The following is a 13,291-nucleotide window of genomic DNA, read 5'->3' on the forward strand; positions in this document are numbered from 1 at the left end:
GTGCCGCCTACCCCGTTCGGGTCACCCTGGCCTGCCCCGCACCTGCCAGAATGCGCACCATGCGTGGCCGCCCCTTCCCGTTCCTGCGTCGCTTACCGGCGCTGCTGACGTGCCTGCTGTTGATGACCGCCCTGCCCGCGCTCGCCGTGCAGCGTCCCGCCCTGAGCAGCGGACTGCCCGGCTACGAGCACACCGCATGGCGGGTCGGCCAGGGTGCGCCTGGCGATATATGGGACATTGCGCAGGACCGTGATGGACTGCTGTGGCTGGCGACCGGTTCTGGCCTGTACCGCTTCGACGGCCGCCGTTTTGAACGCCAGGCGCCACCACCGGGCAGCAGCTTCCCGTCCACCAACATGGTCACCCTGGCAGTCGGGCGCGATGACGCAATGTGGATCGGCTACTTCCAGGCCGGCATCAGCCAACTCGCACGCGGCCAACTGCACAGCTACGGTCGGCAACAGGGCGTACCGGTCGGCGTGGTGCCGCACTTCAGCCAGGACCGCGAGGGCCGCCTCTGGGCAGCGATCAATGGTGGGCTGCGCTGGTTCGATGGCCGGCGCTGGCAACCCCCGCCGGCCTCCGCCGGGCTGCCGGAACACCGCGTGCAATGGGTGTTGCATGACAGCCGTGGCACGTTCTGGGTACTGGCGGATCTGAAGATATGGATGCGCGGACCCCACCAGGCGGTCTTCATTGATACCGGCATCGCCGTCTCGCAGATGGCAACACTGGTGGAGAACCCGCAGGGTGAGGTGTGGCTGGCCGACCGCGTCCGTGGCGCCTCGCCACTGGCAAACGCACATGGTCTGCTGACCGGGCCCGAACGTGAGGCGAGGCGCCTGCCCGACCTGGTCGCTGCCCGCATGCAGTTCACCACCGACGGCGCGCTGTGGGCGACGATGAGCCCGCATGGAGGCGTCGCCCGGGTCACGTTCGACGGCACCCGAGCCGTGCGCATGGAGCGCTTCGATTCACCGCATGGCCTGACGGCCACCTCGGCGGTGCCGATCATCGCCGACCGCGAAGGCAACCTCTGGGTAGGTACCAATCTTGGCCTCAACCGCTTCCGCGCGCGCAGCGTGCACACCCTGGCGGTCGGCCCCAGTGATCCCTACCGCTCGCTGGTGCGCACCACTGACGGACGGGTGTACGGCTACGGTGAAGACCTCAAGCCCTACGACCTGCGGCGGTCCCTGCTGGAAGGCAGCGCCGCACAGCTGCAGGCCGCAGCGCGGCAGGCACCTGCGCCGATCTGGCAGTTCGATTGGGTCAATCTGGCGCGCACTGTCGAAGGCCGTACCACGCTGATTCCGCTGCCCGCGCCGTTCACCGGGCAGCCGCTGCACGCCCTGCTGTTTCCCGACGAGACGCAGGCCTGGGTATGCACGGGCGAACGCGGTGTGCTGCATTACCGGGACGAGCAATGGCAGCGGGCGAGTCGCCTGCCCGAGCAGGCCTGCTCCTCCCTGGCGCTGGACGCCCATGGCCAGCTGCTGCTCGGCTACGCCGATGGTCGCGTGCGCCGGATGGGCACCACGACCATCGATGCCTTCGGCGCAGCGCAGGGCCTTTCGGTAGGGCCGGTGACCGCCCTGCTGCAGCATCAGGACCTGCTGCTGGTAGCCGGCGAAGCCGGACTCGCCGCACGCATCGGCGAGGGGCCCTTCGTTGCAGTGCGCACCGACATGGCCGGCGTCCTCGAAGGCATCACCGGCATGGTCGCCGATGCGGGCGGGCATCTGTGGCTCAATGGCAGCCGTGGCCTGGTGCGTCTTGAGAGCAGCCTGTTGCGCCGAGCAATGCAGGCAGGGCAGCAGGTGACGCCCCGCCTGTTCGATGCGGTGGATGGCATGCCCGGCATTGCCCTGCAGAGCGGGCCGATCGCCACCGCCACCCTGGCCGACGACGGTCTTCTGTGGCTGGCGACCAACCAGGGCCTGGCCTGGCTGGACACTAAGCGTTCGCACGTCAACACACTGGCACCCAGCGTTCGCATCGGCGACGTGCTGTATGGCAGCGAACAGCAACCACTGCGGGACGGCCTGCGCCTGCCGGCCGGCACCAGCCAGCTGCAGATCGACTACGTGGCGCTTTCACTGGCCCGCCCGGAGCGCAACCGCTATCGCTATCGACTCTCCGGCGTCGATGACGGCTGGCAGGACGCAGGCAGCAGCACCCGCGCCTATTACACCAACCTGGCGCCGGGAAGCTATCGCTTCGACGTGGAAGCCGCCAATGAGGACGGCATCTGGAGCACGGTCCCGGCCAGCCGCAGCTTCCGCATCGCGCCCACCTTCATCCAGACCGTGTGGTTCAAGCTGCTGTGCGTGGCCGCCGTGCTGGCGCTGCTCGTACTGGCCGTGCGCATCCGAAGTGGCCAGCTCGCCGCGCTGTTCCGCGCCCGCCTGCAGGAGCGAAATGGCGAACGTGAACGCATTGCGCGCGACCTGCACGACACCCTGCTGCAGGGCAGCCAGGGCCTGATCCTGCGCCTGCATGCAATCAGCCAGTCCGCGCAGACGCCAGAAGCAGTGCGCGGCCAGCTGGAGTCGGCGATGCAGCTGGCCGAGCGCAATCTGGCCGAGGGCCGCGAACGCGTCAACGCATTGCGCGACGGCCCTTTCGCCGGCCGCGACCTGGCTTCGGCACTGGCCGATGTGCACGCCGAGTACGCGGGGCATGGCACCAATCCTCTGCGCCTGACCGTTGAGGGCGCGACGCCACCACTACAGGCCGATGCCGCGGAGGAAGTGTTCCTGATTGGTCGCGAGGCCATCCGCAACGCGTTGCGCCACGCCAACGCCAGCGCCATCGAAGTGGAGCTGTCGTACGGCACGCGTTGCTTCCTGCTGCACGTGCGCGACGATGGCCTCGGCATCGCCGACGAGAACGCCGGCCATGGTCATTGGGGCCTGCAGGGCATGCGCGAACGCGCACAGCGCCTTGGTGCGGAACTGCAGCTGTGGACCCGCGCCGGGCTGGGGACCGAAGTCGCGCTGGCGGTTCCCGCCCGGCGCCTGTATCACCGCCGCCCATCGCGTTGGCGCTGGCCCTGGAGTAAAGCAAACCATGACTGAGTCCCCTGCCCCGATCGGCGTGCTGGTGGTCGACGACCACCCGTTGCTGCGTGACGGCCTGGCGGCGCTGCTGGGCGCCCATTCCGACCTGCGCCTGCTCGGCGAAGCCGCCGATGGCGAGGAAGCCATCGCACGCTACCAGCAGCTGCAGCCCGACGTGGTGCTGATGGACCTGCAGATGCCACGCCTGGATGGCGTCGAAGCGATCGTACGGATCCGCGCGATGGACCCGCGTGCGCGCATCATCGTGCTGACCACCTACCGCGGCGATGTACGCGCGGTGCGGGCCCTGCAGGCGGGTGCCAGCGCGTACCTGCTGAAGGACATGCTGCGCCACGAACTGGTCGACACCATCCGCATGGTGGCCGGTGGCCGCCGTGCGCCGATTCCTCCAGCGGTGGCTGCCAGCATCGCCGCGCATGTGATCGAAGACCGCCTGTCACCGCGCGAGACCGAGGTACTGCGGCACGTGGCCGGTGGCCTGTCGAACAAGCGCATCGGCGAGCGCATGCAGATTTCCGAGCAGACGGTGAAGGCGCACATGAAGAGCCTGATGGACAAGCTGGGCGTGGGTGATCGCACGCATGCGGTAACCCAGGCGCTGCGCCGCGGCATCATCAGCCTGGACGACAGCGGTCACGATTAGGGGGTTGTTCGGCAGGGCTGCGCCCTGCACCCACGGTAGTGCCGGCCGCTGGCCGGCAACCTCAACAGCAAAATCAAAAGCGGGCTCTCCGTGGGGTGGCGCGGCGGTGTCGGAATGCGGGGACGCTGCAAGTACGTCCCTGTAAGCTTGGCAGCCGCATCCATGCGGCTGACACCCCGCACTCCGACACCGCCCCACCTCTGACAGATTCCGATGGCGGTTGGTAGGTGTCGACCTTGGTCGACACTTCTGTCAGATATCGAAATCAATCAGGGGTCAGATCCGTTTTCCGAAGGAAAACGGATCTGACCCCAAGAGCCGTTCCAACAGACCGCAGGAACCTGTCGAAGGCGGGGTGGGTCCGGTTGCGGGGGCCTGAGCGCCATGGGCCCGAGGCATGCCTCGGGCGGGTTGGGCAGGACGCCCAACCCCGGTCTTGCCGTGTGCGCAGGACAGCGCACACGAGCAAGGCGCGACCGAGCCTCCATGGGTGAGGGCGCTTCGCTTGCGAAGCATTGCTTCGCAAGCGCCCGAACGCACAGCCGCCAGCGGTTGGGCCGGACTGGGGATTCACGGCGTCCCCCGCAACCGGACCCACCCCGCCTCCCTACAGGAACCCGCTGTTGCTGTTGCCTCCAGCAGGTGCAGGGCTGCAAGCCCTGCCGAACGGCCCCCCTTACTTCAAACGCAGCAGCAAGCTGCCGCCCGCGCATACCACCGCCAACCAGGCCACACCGTGCCACCCCCACTGCGCCAGCGCCAGGCTGCCCAGCGCACCACCGGCAGCCATGCCGATGAACATGCCGGTGAACAGCAACGCATTGAGCCGGCTGCGTGCCGGCGGCACCAGGCCATAGACCAGCGTCTGGTGCGCCACCAGCGCCGACTGGAAGCCGAAGTCGAACAGCAGCGCACTCACCACCAGCAGCGGCAGCAGCGCGGCGGCCGGCAGCCAGGACTCGGCCAGCAGCAGGCCGAAGCCCAGCAACGCCACCGCGATCGCCAGCCGCGCCACTGCATGGCAACCCAAGCGATCGGCGAATCGACCCGCAAATGGTGCGGCCAGTGCACCGGCCGCACCCGCAATACCGAACGCACCCGCCGCCGCACTGCCCAGGCCCAGGCGGGCATGCAGCATCAGCGCCAGCGTCGACCAGAATGCACTGAAACCCACCGCCAGCAGCGACTGGCTGGCCACCGCACGGCGCAGCTGCGGCTGCTCGCGCCACAACGCCAGCAATGAGCCCAGCAACGCCGGATAGCGCAGCGTGCTGGTCGGTGCGAAACGCGGCAGCGCGCGCGCCATCACCGCACCCATCGCCGCCACCGATACCGCAGCAAGCACAAACTGCGTGCGCCAGCCCCACGCTTCAGCCACCACGCCACTGACCACGCGCGACAACAGGATGCCCAGCAACAAGCCGGTCATCACCCGGCCGACGATCTGGCCGCGCTGTGCATCCGGCGCCAGCACCGCAGCGGCCGGCACGATGTCCTGGGCCAGCGTAGCCATCAACCCGACCAGCAGGCTGGCCATCAGCAGGCCTGGCAGGTGCCCGGCCATCGCTGCGGCGCCCAGTGCCAGTGCCAGCAATGCAGATTTCAACAGGATCAGGTTGCGACGGTCGAAGCGGTCGCCCAGCGGCGCCAGCAACAGGATGCCCAGTGCATAGCCGAGCTGGGTCAGCGTCGGTACCAGGCCAGCGGCGCGCTCACCGGCGCCAAGATCCTGGGCGATCAGGCCCAGCATCGGCTGGCTGTAGTAGAGCGAGGCAACCGAGAAGCCGGCGCCGGCCGCCATTGCCAGCACCAGCGGGGTGGAGGGTGCAGTCGCGGGTGCGGCGGCGACGGACAGCGAAGGGGTAGACATGGGGGAGTCCGGTGGAAGAAGTGGGCGTATCCTGCCCGCATTCGCCCAACGTCTGTAGCAAGCTGAAATACATATAATTCATACGCCATACGCATGACCGACCTCACCGCTGGCGCCGATCGCCTGGATCTGCTGCGCACCTTCCTGCGCATCGTCGATGCCGGCAGCCTGTCTGCCGCAGCCGCGCAGCTGGGCACCACCCAGCCAACGGTCAGCCGACGCCTGCAGGCACTGGAGCGGCAGCTCGGCCTGCGCCTGCTGCTGCGCTCCACCCATGGCCTGCAACTGACCGAGGATGGCCTGCGCTGCCAGCGCCATGCGCAACGCGTGGTCGACGAATGGGAGTCGCTGCAGGCCGAACTCCACGGCGAGCCGGAAACACTGCGCGGCCGTCTGCGGGTGATGGTGCCGCATGCCTTCGGCCAGGCGCAGCTGCTGCCGACCATGCTCGCATTCCTCGCCCGGCATCCGCAGCTGAGCCTGGAGTGGATCCTTGAAGATCGGCGTCCGGATTTCATTGCAGAAGGCATCGACTGCGCGGTGCGGGTGGGCCCGGTCGACGAACCGCGCATGGTCGCGCTGCCGCTGGCCGAAGTACCGCGCATCGTCGTGGCGGCGCCCTCGCTGGTGGACGTCACAGCGGTCGGTACGCCGGAACAGGCGCAGTCACTGCCGTGGATCTCGCTGGTCACCTACTACCGCGAACGACTGCTGCTGCATGACGCGCAGGGGCACGCGCATACCCTTTCGATCAGCCCGCGCCTGCTCAGCGACAACCTGTTCGTGGTGCAGCAGGCCGCATGTGCCGGGCTGGGAGCGGCCGTGGTCTCGGCCTGGCTGGTGGCCGACGACCTCGCACAAGGGCGGCTGGTGCAGCTGCTGCCGGACTGGCAGGCACCGCCACTGCCGGTACACGTGGTATTTCCCGCAGCGCGCCAGCAGCCGCCGCGGCTGCGCGCCTTCATCGATGCGATGAAGGCCGCACTACCGCAGCTGCACGGCATGCGGCCGGCGCCGCGCTAGGTCACCGGCCGCATCATCCACGCATGGCGTGGATCTACTGCTGATCGCGGGTATGGATGCCCGGACGGTAACCGGTAGATCCACGCCATGCGTGGATTCCGCCCCGCCGCACCATCAATTGGCCTTCGTCGCCTCGGCATTCCACGCCGCGACCTTGGCCTTGGTGTCGGCCAGCATCCTGTCCAGCGCGGCGCGGTCATACACGTTGCCGCGCAGGATCACGCTGTCGATCTTCTCGGTGGCAGCGATGTCCTGCAGCGGGTTGGCGGTCAGCAGCACCAGATCGGCGGCCTTGCCCTGCGCGACACCACCGTAACGGTCCATCTGGCCGAACCAGGCCGGGCCGGAACGGGTTGCGGCCGACAGTGCCTGCGGTGCGCTCATGCCTTCCTTCACGAACAGCTGCAGTTCCTGGTGCAGGGCGATGCCCGGGAAGTTGAACGAGTTGAGGAAGCCCGCATCAGTACCGGCAATGATCGTCACACCCGCTTCCTGCAGCAGCGGCAGCACGGCGGCCACCTGGTGGTACTGCGCGTGGCGCGCTTCGATCTGCGCCGGCGTCGCCTTCGCCGCGCGGTCCACGCGCCACTGGTAGGTCGCGCGCAGGCCCGGGCCGATGTAGGCCAGGTACGGGTCGTTGGCGTGGTCATCCTGGTCGAGGAAGTCGAGGATGCGGCCGCCGTTGAGGGTCGGGGTCACGAATACGCCGCGCTTGGCGAAATCACGGTAGGCCCGCATTGCGGTGTCACGGTCGAAGCTGGCGTCGAGGCGGCGGTTGGCTTCGGCACGGTCGATGCGGCCAGCTCCGAAGTCGGCGGCAATCTGCGCCTCGTCCTTGCTGCCGGCCTTGAACGCGTAGTCCAGGTGCTCGATCGAGGCCAGGCCGGCATCGACCGCCTGCTCCACGGTCAGCGCCATCGGGATGTGGCCCGACGCCTTGAATCCGGCCTTGCGCGCGGCACTGGCCGAGTACAGGAACAGTTCCGGCTTCAGCGTGCTGTCGGTGATCTTCACGAAATCGACCTTGTCGTGCTGCAGGCGGGCGATTGCCTTGTCGGCGTCGGCCTCGCTGCCCACTTCGATCGTGCCCTTCCAGACCGGCTTGATGCCTTCGATCTTCGCGCCGGAACTCAGCAGGCGCGGGCCGAACAGGGTGCCCTTGGCGATCTCGCCACGCCACTGCAGCACCTGCTCGGGCAGATCGCCGGAACAGTCACGCACCGTGGTGATGCCATGCGCGATGTACAGCGGCAGCAGTGCCTTGTTCTCTTCGATCAGCGCCGGGCCACCACCGAAGTGCACGTGCATGTCCCACAGCCCCGGGATCAGGTATTTGCCCTTGGCATCGATCTGGCGGGTCGCGCTCCACTGGCTGCGCAGCTGCGCGTCCGGGCCGACAGCGACGATGTCCTCGCCGCGGATCACCACGCTCTGACCAGCCAGGGTACTGGCGTGCTCGACATCGACCACGGTGGCGTTGCGGATCAGCAGGTCGGCGCGCTCGGCAGCAGACGCCGACAGCGGTGCCACCGCAAGAAGGATGGCGAAGGACAACGGACGGGAACGGAACATGGACAGCATCCTGGTGGGCACGCCCAGCGTGCGGGTGGAAGGGGTTTGCATTCAGCGCACCGCGCCGTGCTGGCGCAGCAGGGTTTCAATTCCGGAATAGCCGCGCTGGCGCGCGTGCGCCAGCGGCGTCACACCGTCGCCGTCAGCCAGCTCCGGGTCGGCACCGGCCTCCAGCAGCAGCTGCACGATCTGCACGTGGCGCGCGCCGCCATCGCCGAGCAGGATCGCTTCCAGCAGCGCGGTCCAGTGCAGCCGGTTGACATGGTCCACCGCCACGCCGGCCCGCAGCAGCGCGCGCACAGTGGCGACATGGCCGCGCTCTGCCGCCGGAATCAGCGCGGTGCCGCCATAGCGGTTGGTGCTGCGAAGATCGGCACCATGCGCCAGGGTCATCGCCAGGATCTCATCAAGGCCACGCGCGCCTGCGTACAGGTAGGCGCTGTCCTGCAACGCATCCTTGGCGTTGACGTCGGCACCGGCCTCGATCAGCTCGCGCGCGGCATCCACGTTGTTGCCATGCGTGGCCAGCAGCAGCGCGGTGCGGCCCTGTCCATCGCGCGCCTCCAGCGTGGCGCCCTCCTCGATCGCCTGTCGCACCGCAGCAGCGTCACCGCGGCTGGCAGCATCACGCAGGCGGCCATCGACGTCGGCTTTGGACGTTGCGGTGCAGGCCGGGGTGACCATGGCCAGCAGGCACAACAGCAGCACGCGCGCGAACGGCGCACGCCAGCCAGGGGAACGATGGACGCGCATGACAGTGACTCCTCATGTCCGTCGCCACGGAGCACCGGGCGACGGTAGCAACAGCCGGGCATTGCCGGCCCCTGCCCTGCATGGTAGAAGTCGGCTTGGGTATCCAGAAGTGAAATGTTCAAATGCAAGACAGTGCCAAATCGAATAGAACCCTGTTCGAACTGGACCTGCTGCGGGCGCTGGTGATGGTGGCCGACTGCGGCAGCTTCACCACGGCGGCCACGCGCCTGCATTCGACACAATCCACGGTCAGCCAGAAGGTACGCCGGCTGGAGGAACTGGCCGGGCATCGCCTGCTCGAACGCGGCCACCGCGACGTTCACCCCACCGACGCCGGCCACACCCTGCTCGGCTACGCGCGGCGCATGCTCGACCTGAACGAGGAAATGGCACAGGCGCTGGCCGGCGCGATGGTGGAGACCGCCGTCCGCATCGGCGTGCCGGAGGACTTCGTCAACCCGCAGACCACCCGCATGCTGGCCGCCTTCAGCCGCCGCCACCCGCAGGTGAAACTGGAGATCAGCAGCGGCCTGAGCCGTGACCTGGCGCAGGGCTTCGACCACGGCGAGCTGGACCTGGTGCTGGTCAAGCAGCGCCGCAACAACCGCCAGGCGGTGCATTGCCGGCGCGAGCCGATGCACTGGATCGACAGCCTGCGCAGCAGTTGCCTGCAGCAGGACCCGCTGCCGCTGGTCACCTTCCCGCCGCGAGGGCTGTATCGCGACGAGATGATCCACGCCGTGGAAGCGCTGGGCCTGCGCTGGCGCATCGCCTTCACCAGTTCGTCGCTCAGTGGCATCCAGGGCGCCGTGGCCGATGGCATCGGCATCAGCCTGCTGCCGCGCCGCGCGGTCAGCCGCGAGCACCGCATCATCGATGGCGAGCGTGAGCTGCCGGTGATCGACAACTACGAAATCGGCCTGCTGCACCGTGCCGATGCCGACGATGCCGTGCGCGCACTGGCCAGCGAGCTGTGGCGGCAGGTGCAACGCGAACCGGACTGACCACAGTAGATCCACGCCATGCGTGGATGAACTTCGCGCATCACGCATCGAAACATGGTCAATCCGGCCGCACGGCCGGCAACATCGGCTCGTAGAGTGCCTGATGTTTCCGTGCCCCACGGCGCCTTGCCATGTCCGACGAAATCCCCACCCGTTTCGATCCCCTGCCCGCTGCCCTGCAGACGCATCTGCAGCACCAGCGTTCGCTGATCGCCGCGCGCGTGGCCGCCGGCTTTCCGACGTTGCCGGTGCAGTGGCCGCTGGCGGCCACCACCCTGCAGCGCGTGGTCGATGCCGAGCTGATCGATCGTGACGACGGCGATGGCTGGGAAGCGCTGGGCGTGGCGTTCGGTGACACCCTGGCCCAGCGCGTGCCGGGTCTGGCCTGGATGCAGGTCACCGATGCCTGGGGCATCGATGCGGTGCTGCGCTATGCCGACAGCAGCCTGCAGATCGGTGCCAGCACACTGCTGCTCAAGCGCGTCGAACAGGGCGAAGTCATCGACATCGCCCATCTGCTGGCGTGGCTTGAGGAATTCGTCGCCACCCGCGCCGACGATTACGTCTGAAAGGCCGCCGAGCATGGCTCGGCACTACAGGGGATTGCGTGGCGTGGATCTACAGCCAGCGGCCGTCGACCACCACCCGGCGTTCCACGGGCACCGCAGCCACGGCAGCAGGGCCGTGGTCGGCACGTACCGCCACGAAAGTGGCTGGCTGGCCTTCGGCAATACCATGCTGCGGCAGGCCGATCGCCTGCGCGGCATGGGTGGTGACCATGTCCAGCGCCAGCATCAAGTCGGCATCGGTGTAGAAGCCGGACCGGTAGCCCAGCAACATCGCCCGCTGCAGCAGGTCGCCATTGCCATACGGCCACCAGCAGTCACGGATGTTGTCGTTGCCTGCGAACACGCGCACACCGGCATCATGCAGCGCGCGCAGCGGCGGGAACGGATGATCCCCCGGCGCGTTGCTCATGATCGCCACACCCGCGGTGGCCAATGCTTCGCCCACCTGCAGCGCGCGCGCCAGCGGCACGTCGCCCAGCGCATAGGCATGGCTGACCGCAACACGCCCCTGCAGGCCGGCAGCCCGTGTCCGCGCGGCGATGCGCAGCAGCTGGGCCAGGCCGGTTTCGCCCGGCTCGTGCAGATGGATGTCCAGCTGCACGCCGTAGTGCTCGGCCAGGCCGAACAGCAGCGCCAATTGGCCTTCGGCATCACCATCGAGCGTGGTCGGGTCGATGCCGCCGAGCACCTCCACGCCCGCGGCAAGCGCCTGCTCCAGCACCGCGGCGGAACCCGGACAGGACATCACCCCGGCCTGCGGGAACGCCACCAGCTGGATGCGCATGATGTCCGCACAGCGCAACGCCGCCTCGCGTACGGCTTCGAGATGGCCAAGCCCGGTGCTGGCGTCGATATCGACATGACAGCGCATCGCCACGGTACCGAAAGCACTGCACTGGCGGATCAGCGCCTCGGCACGGTCCACCATCGGTGCCGCACCCGCCACCGCCGCCTTCTCCACCGCCAGCCGCTCACGCAGGCTGTTCACCGGCTGGTGCGGGTGCCAACGGTCGCCGACAAAGCTCTTGTCGAGGTGGATGTGGCCGTCGACCAGCCCGGGCAGCACCGTGAAGCCCTGCAGGTCGACGTATTCCGCCCCGTCCGCCGGCGCGGCCTCGCCATTGAGGCCGCTGATGCGGCCATCACGGATATGGAAATGCAGCGGCGCACCCTGGCGGTCGACACCGCCGTGGATGAACTGGAGGGTCATCGGGAACTCCCGGAATGCCAAGACTGCCGCCATCGTGCGCCCCGCCGCCACCATCGGCCAACGAAATATCTGGATGGCACACATTCACCAGAACGATGATCACCCTGCGACAACCGGTCGCAGCCACGCCGTGCACAGCCCTGAACGGGTAACATGGGCGCCTGTTTCCGTTGTGATGCCGCATGGGCCCGTCCGACCGCCACGATCGCCTCCGCCGCTGGCAGGCCGCGTCCCTGCTTGCCGCCGCCCCGATCGCCAGCCTGTCCGCCACTGATGCTGCGGCCGCTGCGCCGCTGCAGTCGCCGCCGGGCCAGCAGCGCATCGCCCCGGCGGCACTGGTCGAGCGCCTGCACCAGCGCGTGCTGTCCGGGCAGAGCGCCACCGCCACGCTGGAACACTGGTGCGCCGAGCACGGCCTGGCCGAACAGGCGCGGGTGCGTGCAGTGCGCATACACGGCCAGGACAAGCCGGCCCCCGCCGACGTTCTGCAGTCGCTGGGCGCGAAGCCGGGTACCGAACTGCGCTATCGCCGCGTACAGCTGGTCTGCGGCAGCCGCGTGCTGTCCGAGGCCGACAACTGGTACCTGCCCGGCCACCTCAGCCCGGCCATGAACCAGGTGCTGGACAGCACCGACGAGCCGTTCGGTCGCGTGGTCGGCCCGCTCGGTTTCCAGCGCCAGACCCTGGCTGACCAGACGTTCTGGCCGCCGCGGGGTGAAGGCGACCGCGGCGTGATCCTCGAGGTGCGTGCCTTGTTGCGCGACCGCCAGCAGCAGCCTTTCAGCTACGTCATCGAGTCATACCTGCAGCAGGCGCTGCCGTAACGCGCAGTGGGTCCCGGGCATGTCCCGCCGCTACCGACCCGTGATGGCGTTGGCGGCCGGGTCCACCGAGAACACGAAACGCCCACCGTGCTGGTCCCTGCCCCACCTCATCGGTGCCGTGGTCAGGCTGTAGACCGGACTTGCCTTGTCCATGCCGATCGCCTCGGACCAGGCGCTGAAATCCTCATCGGTGCGGCTGCGGATTTCGCCGACACACAGGCTGTAGCCACAGGCAAAAGACACCAGCGTGCCGTCGCTGCCGATGAGCCGGGTCGCAGCCGTCCTGTAGAGCCGGGTCAGGTCCTGCACTTCCGGGTGGCCCGCCGCATCCTGCTCGAACTGGCTGATCGCCTGCGCAAAGGCGTTGTCCGAGCCCAGGATCACGTCGCTCTTTTCCGCCGACAGTGCTCCTTCAGTCAACAGCAAGCGCTCGCCCTCAAGGAAGTGTCCCTCCAGATCCGCAGGCCCTTGCCCGGCCGTCGCACGCGTCGATGCCGTTGGCACGCGCGCTGATCCAGCATCGGTCACTGCGTTGGAAAGAGACGGCACGGGCGCGGCGCTGGCCGCCTCCGCAGCATCGTCCACACTGGCCGCCTGCTTGCTGCTGCACCCGGCAATGGCCAGCACGGCAATCACACTCCACACTCTGGCATCCATGCGCATCATCCTCCGGGTATCGCCACAGCATGCCACGCGCGCAGCGGCAGCACCGGTGCACTGCACAAAGAAAAGCCCGGCAA

The 13,291-nt window shown here is 68.3% G+C and carries 11 protein-coding genes; 6 read left to right on the plus strand and 5 right to left on the minus strand.

Annotated elements, in window-relative coordinates; translation table 11 throughout:
• The first annotated feature begins 50 nt into the window (after window positions 1-50).
• On the plus strand, window positions 51-3,080 hold the full coding sequence (locus M1L61_RS13400; protein WP_248853630.1) for a sensor histidine kinase: 3,030 nt from the start codon (window positions 51-53) through the stop codon (window positions 3,078-3,080).
• Window positions 3,073-3,726: a response regulator transcription factor gene (locus M1L61_RS13405; protein ID WP_010485096.1), complete on the plus strand. Its 654-nt coding sequence runs from the start codon at window positions 3,073-3,075 to the stop codon at window positions 3,724-3,726. The genes M1L61_RS13400 and M1L61_RS13405 overlap by 8 nt, the downstream gene beginning before the upstream one ends.
• A 676-nt stretch (window positions 3,727-4,402) precedes the next feature.
• Here the strand turns inward: M1L61_RS13405 and M1L61_RS13410 are convergent.
• Window positions 4,403-5,596 carry an MFS transporter gene (locus tag M1L61_RS13410; protein ID WP_125438453.1) on the minus strand — a complete coding sequence of 398 codons (1,194 nt, stop codon included), beginning with the start codon at window positions 5,594-5,596 and terminating at the stop codon, window positions 4,403-4,405.
• A gap of 93 nt (window positions 5,597-5,689) precedes the next feature.
• Between M1L61_RS13410 and M1L61_RS13415 the strand changes: the two genes are divergently transcribed.
• A complete protein-coding gene (locus tag M1L61_RS13415) occupies window positions 5,690-6,619 on the plus strand; it encodes a LysR family transcriptional regulator (protein WP_241888113.1) in 930 nt (309 codons plus the stop codon).
• Between the two features lie 114 nt (window positions 6,620-6,733).
• Here M1L61_RS13415 and M1L61_RS13420 read toward each other — a convergent pair whose 3' ends face one another.
• Both M1L61_RS13420 and M1L61_RS13425 read right to left on the minus strand, forming a co-directional pair.
• Window positions 6,734-8,191, minus strand: a complete 1,458-nt coding sequence (locus M1L61_RS13420) for an amidohydrolase family protein (protein WP_248853631.1) — start codon at window positions 8,189-8,191, stop codon at window positions 6,734-6,736.
• 51 nt (window positions 8,192-8,242) lie between these two features.
• Window positions 8,243-8,944 carry an ankyrin repeat domain-containing protein gene (locus M1L61_RS13425; protein WP_248853632.1) on the minus strand — a complete coding sequence of 234 codons (702 nt, stop codon included), beginning with the start codon at window positions 8,942-8,944 and terminating at the stop codon, window positions 8,243-8,245.
• A 122-nt stretch (window positions 8,945-9,066) separates the two neighbouring features.
• Between M1L61_RS13425 and M1L61_RS13430 the strand changes: the two genes are divergently transcribed.
• Window positions 9,067-9,948 carry a LysR substrate-binding domain-containing protein gene (locus M1L61_RS13430; protein WP_248853633.1) on the plus strand — a complete coding sequence of 294 codons (882 nt, stop codon included), beginning with the start codon at window positions 9,067-9,069 and terminating at the stop codon, window positions 9,946-9,948.
• Window positions 9,949-10,079: 131 nt separating this feature from the next.
• Window positions 10,080-10,517: a DUF3806 domain-containing protein gene (locus M1L61_RS13435; protein ID WP_248853634.1), complete on the plus strand. Its 438-nt coding sequence runs from the start codon at window positions 10,080-10,082 to the stop codon at window positions 10,515-10,517.
• Between the two features lie 49 nt (window positions 10,518-10,566).
• Here M1L61_RS13435 and M1L61_RS13440 read toward each other — a convergent pair whose 3' ends face one another.
• On the minus strand, window positions 10,567-11,727 hold the full coding sequence (locus M1L61_RS13440) for an amidohydrolase family protein (protein WP_248853635.1): 1,161 nt from the start codon (window positions 11,725-11,727) through the stop codon (window positions 10,567-10,569).
• A gap of 182 nt (window positions 11,728-11,909) precedes the next feature.
• Between M1L61_RS13440 and M1L61_RS13445 the strand changes: the two genes are divergently transcribed.
• On the plus strand, window positions 11,910-12,551 hold the full coding sequence (locus tag M1L61_RS13445; protein WP_241873593.1) for a hypothetical protein: 642 nt from the start codon (window positions 11,910-11,912) through the stop codon (window positions 12,549-12,551).
• A gap of 30 nt (window positions 12,552-12,581) precedes the next feature.
• Here M1L61_RS13445 and M1L61_RS13450 read toward each other — a convergent pair whose 3' ends face one another.
• Window positions 12,582-13,214, minus strand: coding sequence for a hypothetical protein (locus M1L61_RS13450; protein ID WP_248853636.1), 633 nt, complete (start codon window positions 13,212-13,214; stop codon window positions 12,582-12,584).
• Between the last annotated feature and the right edge of the window lie 77 nt (window positions 13,215-13,291).

The sequence above is a fragment of the Stenotrophomonas sp. NY11291 genome, assembly GCF_023277365.1.
Lineage (GTDB): Bacteria > Pseudomonadota > Gammaproteobacteria > Xanthomonadales > Xanthomonadaceae > Stenotrophomonas > Stenotrophomonas geniculata.

Bases quoted from the DNA above. Each gene is read 5' to 3' on its own strand.
- M1L61_RS13440 (WP_248853635.1), bottom strand. From the start codon at position 11,727: ATGACCCTCCAGTTCATCCACGGCGGTGTCGACCGCCAGGGTGCGCCG.
- M1L61_RS13415 (WP_241888113.1), top strand. From the start codon at position 5,690: ATGACCGACCTCACCGCTGGCGCCGATCGCCTGGATCTGCTGCGCACC.
- M1L61_RS13425 (WP_248853632.1), bottom strand. From the start codon at position 8,944: ATGCGCGTCCATCGTTCCCCTGGCTGGCGTGCGCCGTTCGCGCGCGTG.
- M1L61_RS13445 (WP_241873593.1), top strand. From the start codon at position 11,910: ATGGGCCCGTCCGACCGCCACGATCGCCTCCGCCGCTGGCAGGCCGCG.
- M1L61_RS13420 (WP_248853631.1), bottom strand. From the start codon at position 8,191: ATGTTCCGTTCCCGTCCGTTGTCCTTCGCCATCCTTCTTGCGGTGGCA.
- M1L61_RS13410 (WP_125438453.1), bottom strand. From the start codon at position 5,596: ATGTCTACCCCTTCGCTGTCCGTCGCCGCCGCACCCGCGACTGCACCC.
- M1L61_RS13400 (WP_248853630.1), top strand. From the start codon at position 51: ATGCGCACCATGCGTGGCCGCCCCTTCCCGTTCCTGCGTCGCTTACCG.
- M1L61_RS13430 (WP_248853633.1), top strand. From the start codon at position 9,067: ATGCAAGACAGTGCCAAATCGAATAGAACCCTGTTCGAACTGGACCTG.
- M1L61_RS13435 (WP_248853634.1), top strand. From the start codon at position 10,080: ATGTCCGACGAAATCCCCACCCGTTTCGATCCCCTGCCCGCTGCCCTG.
- M1L61_RS13405 (WP_010485096.1), top strand. From the start codon at position 3,073: ATGACTGAGTCCCCTGCCCCGATCGGCGTGCTGGTGGTCGACGACCAC.
- M1L61_RS13450 (WP_248853636.1), bottom strand. From the start codon at position 13,214: ATGCGCATGGATGCCAGAGTGTGGAGTGTGATTGCCGTGCTGGCCATT.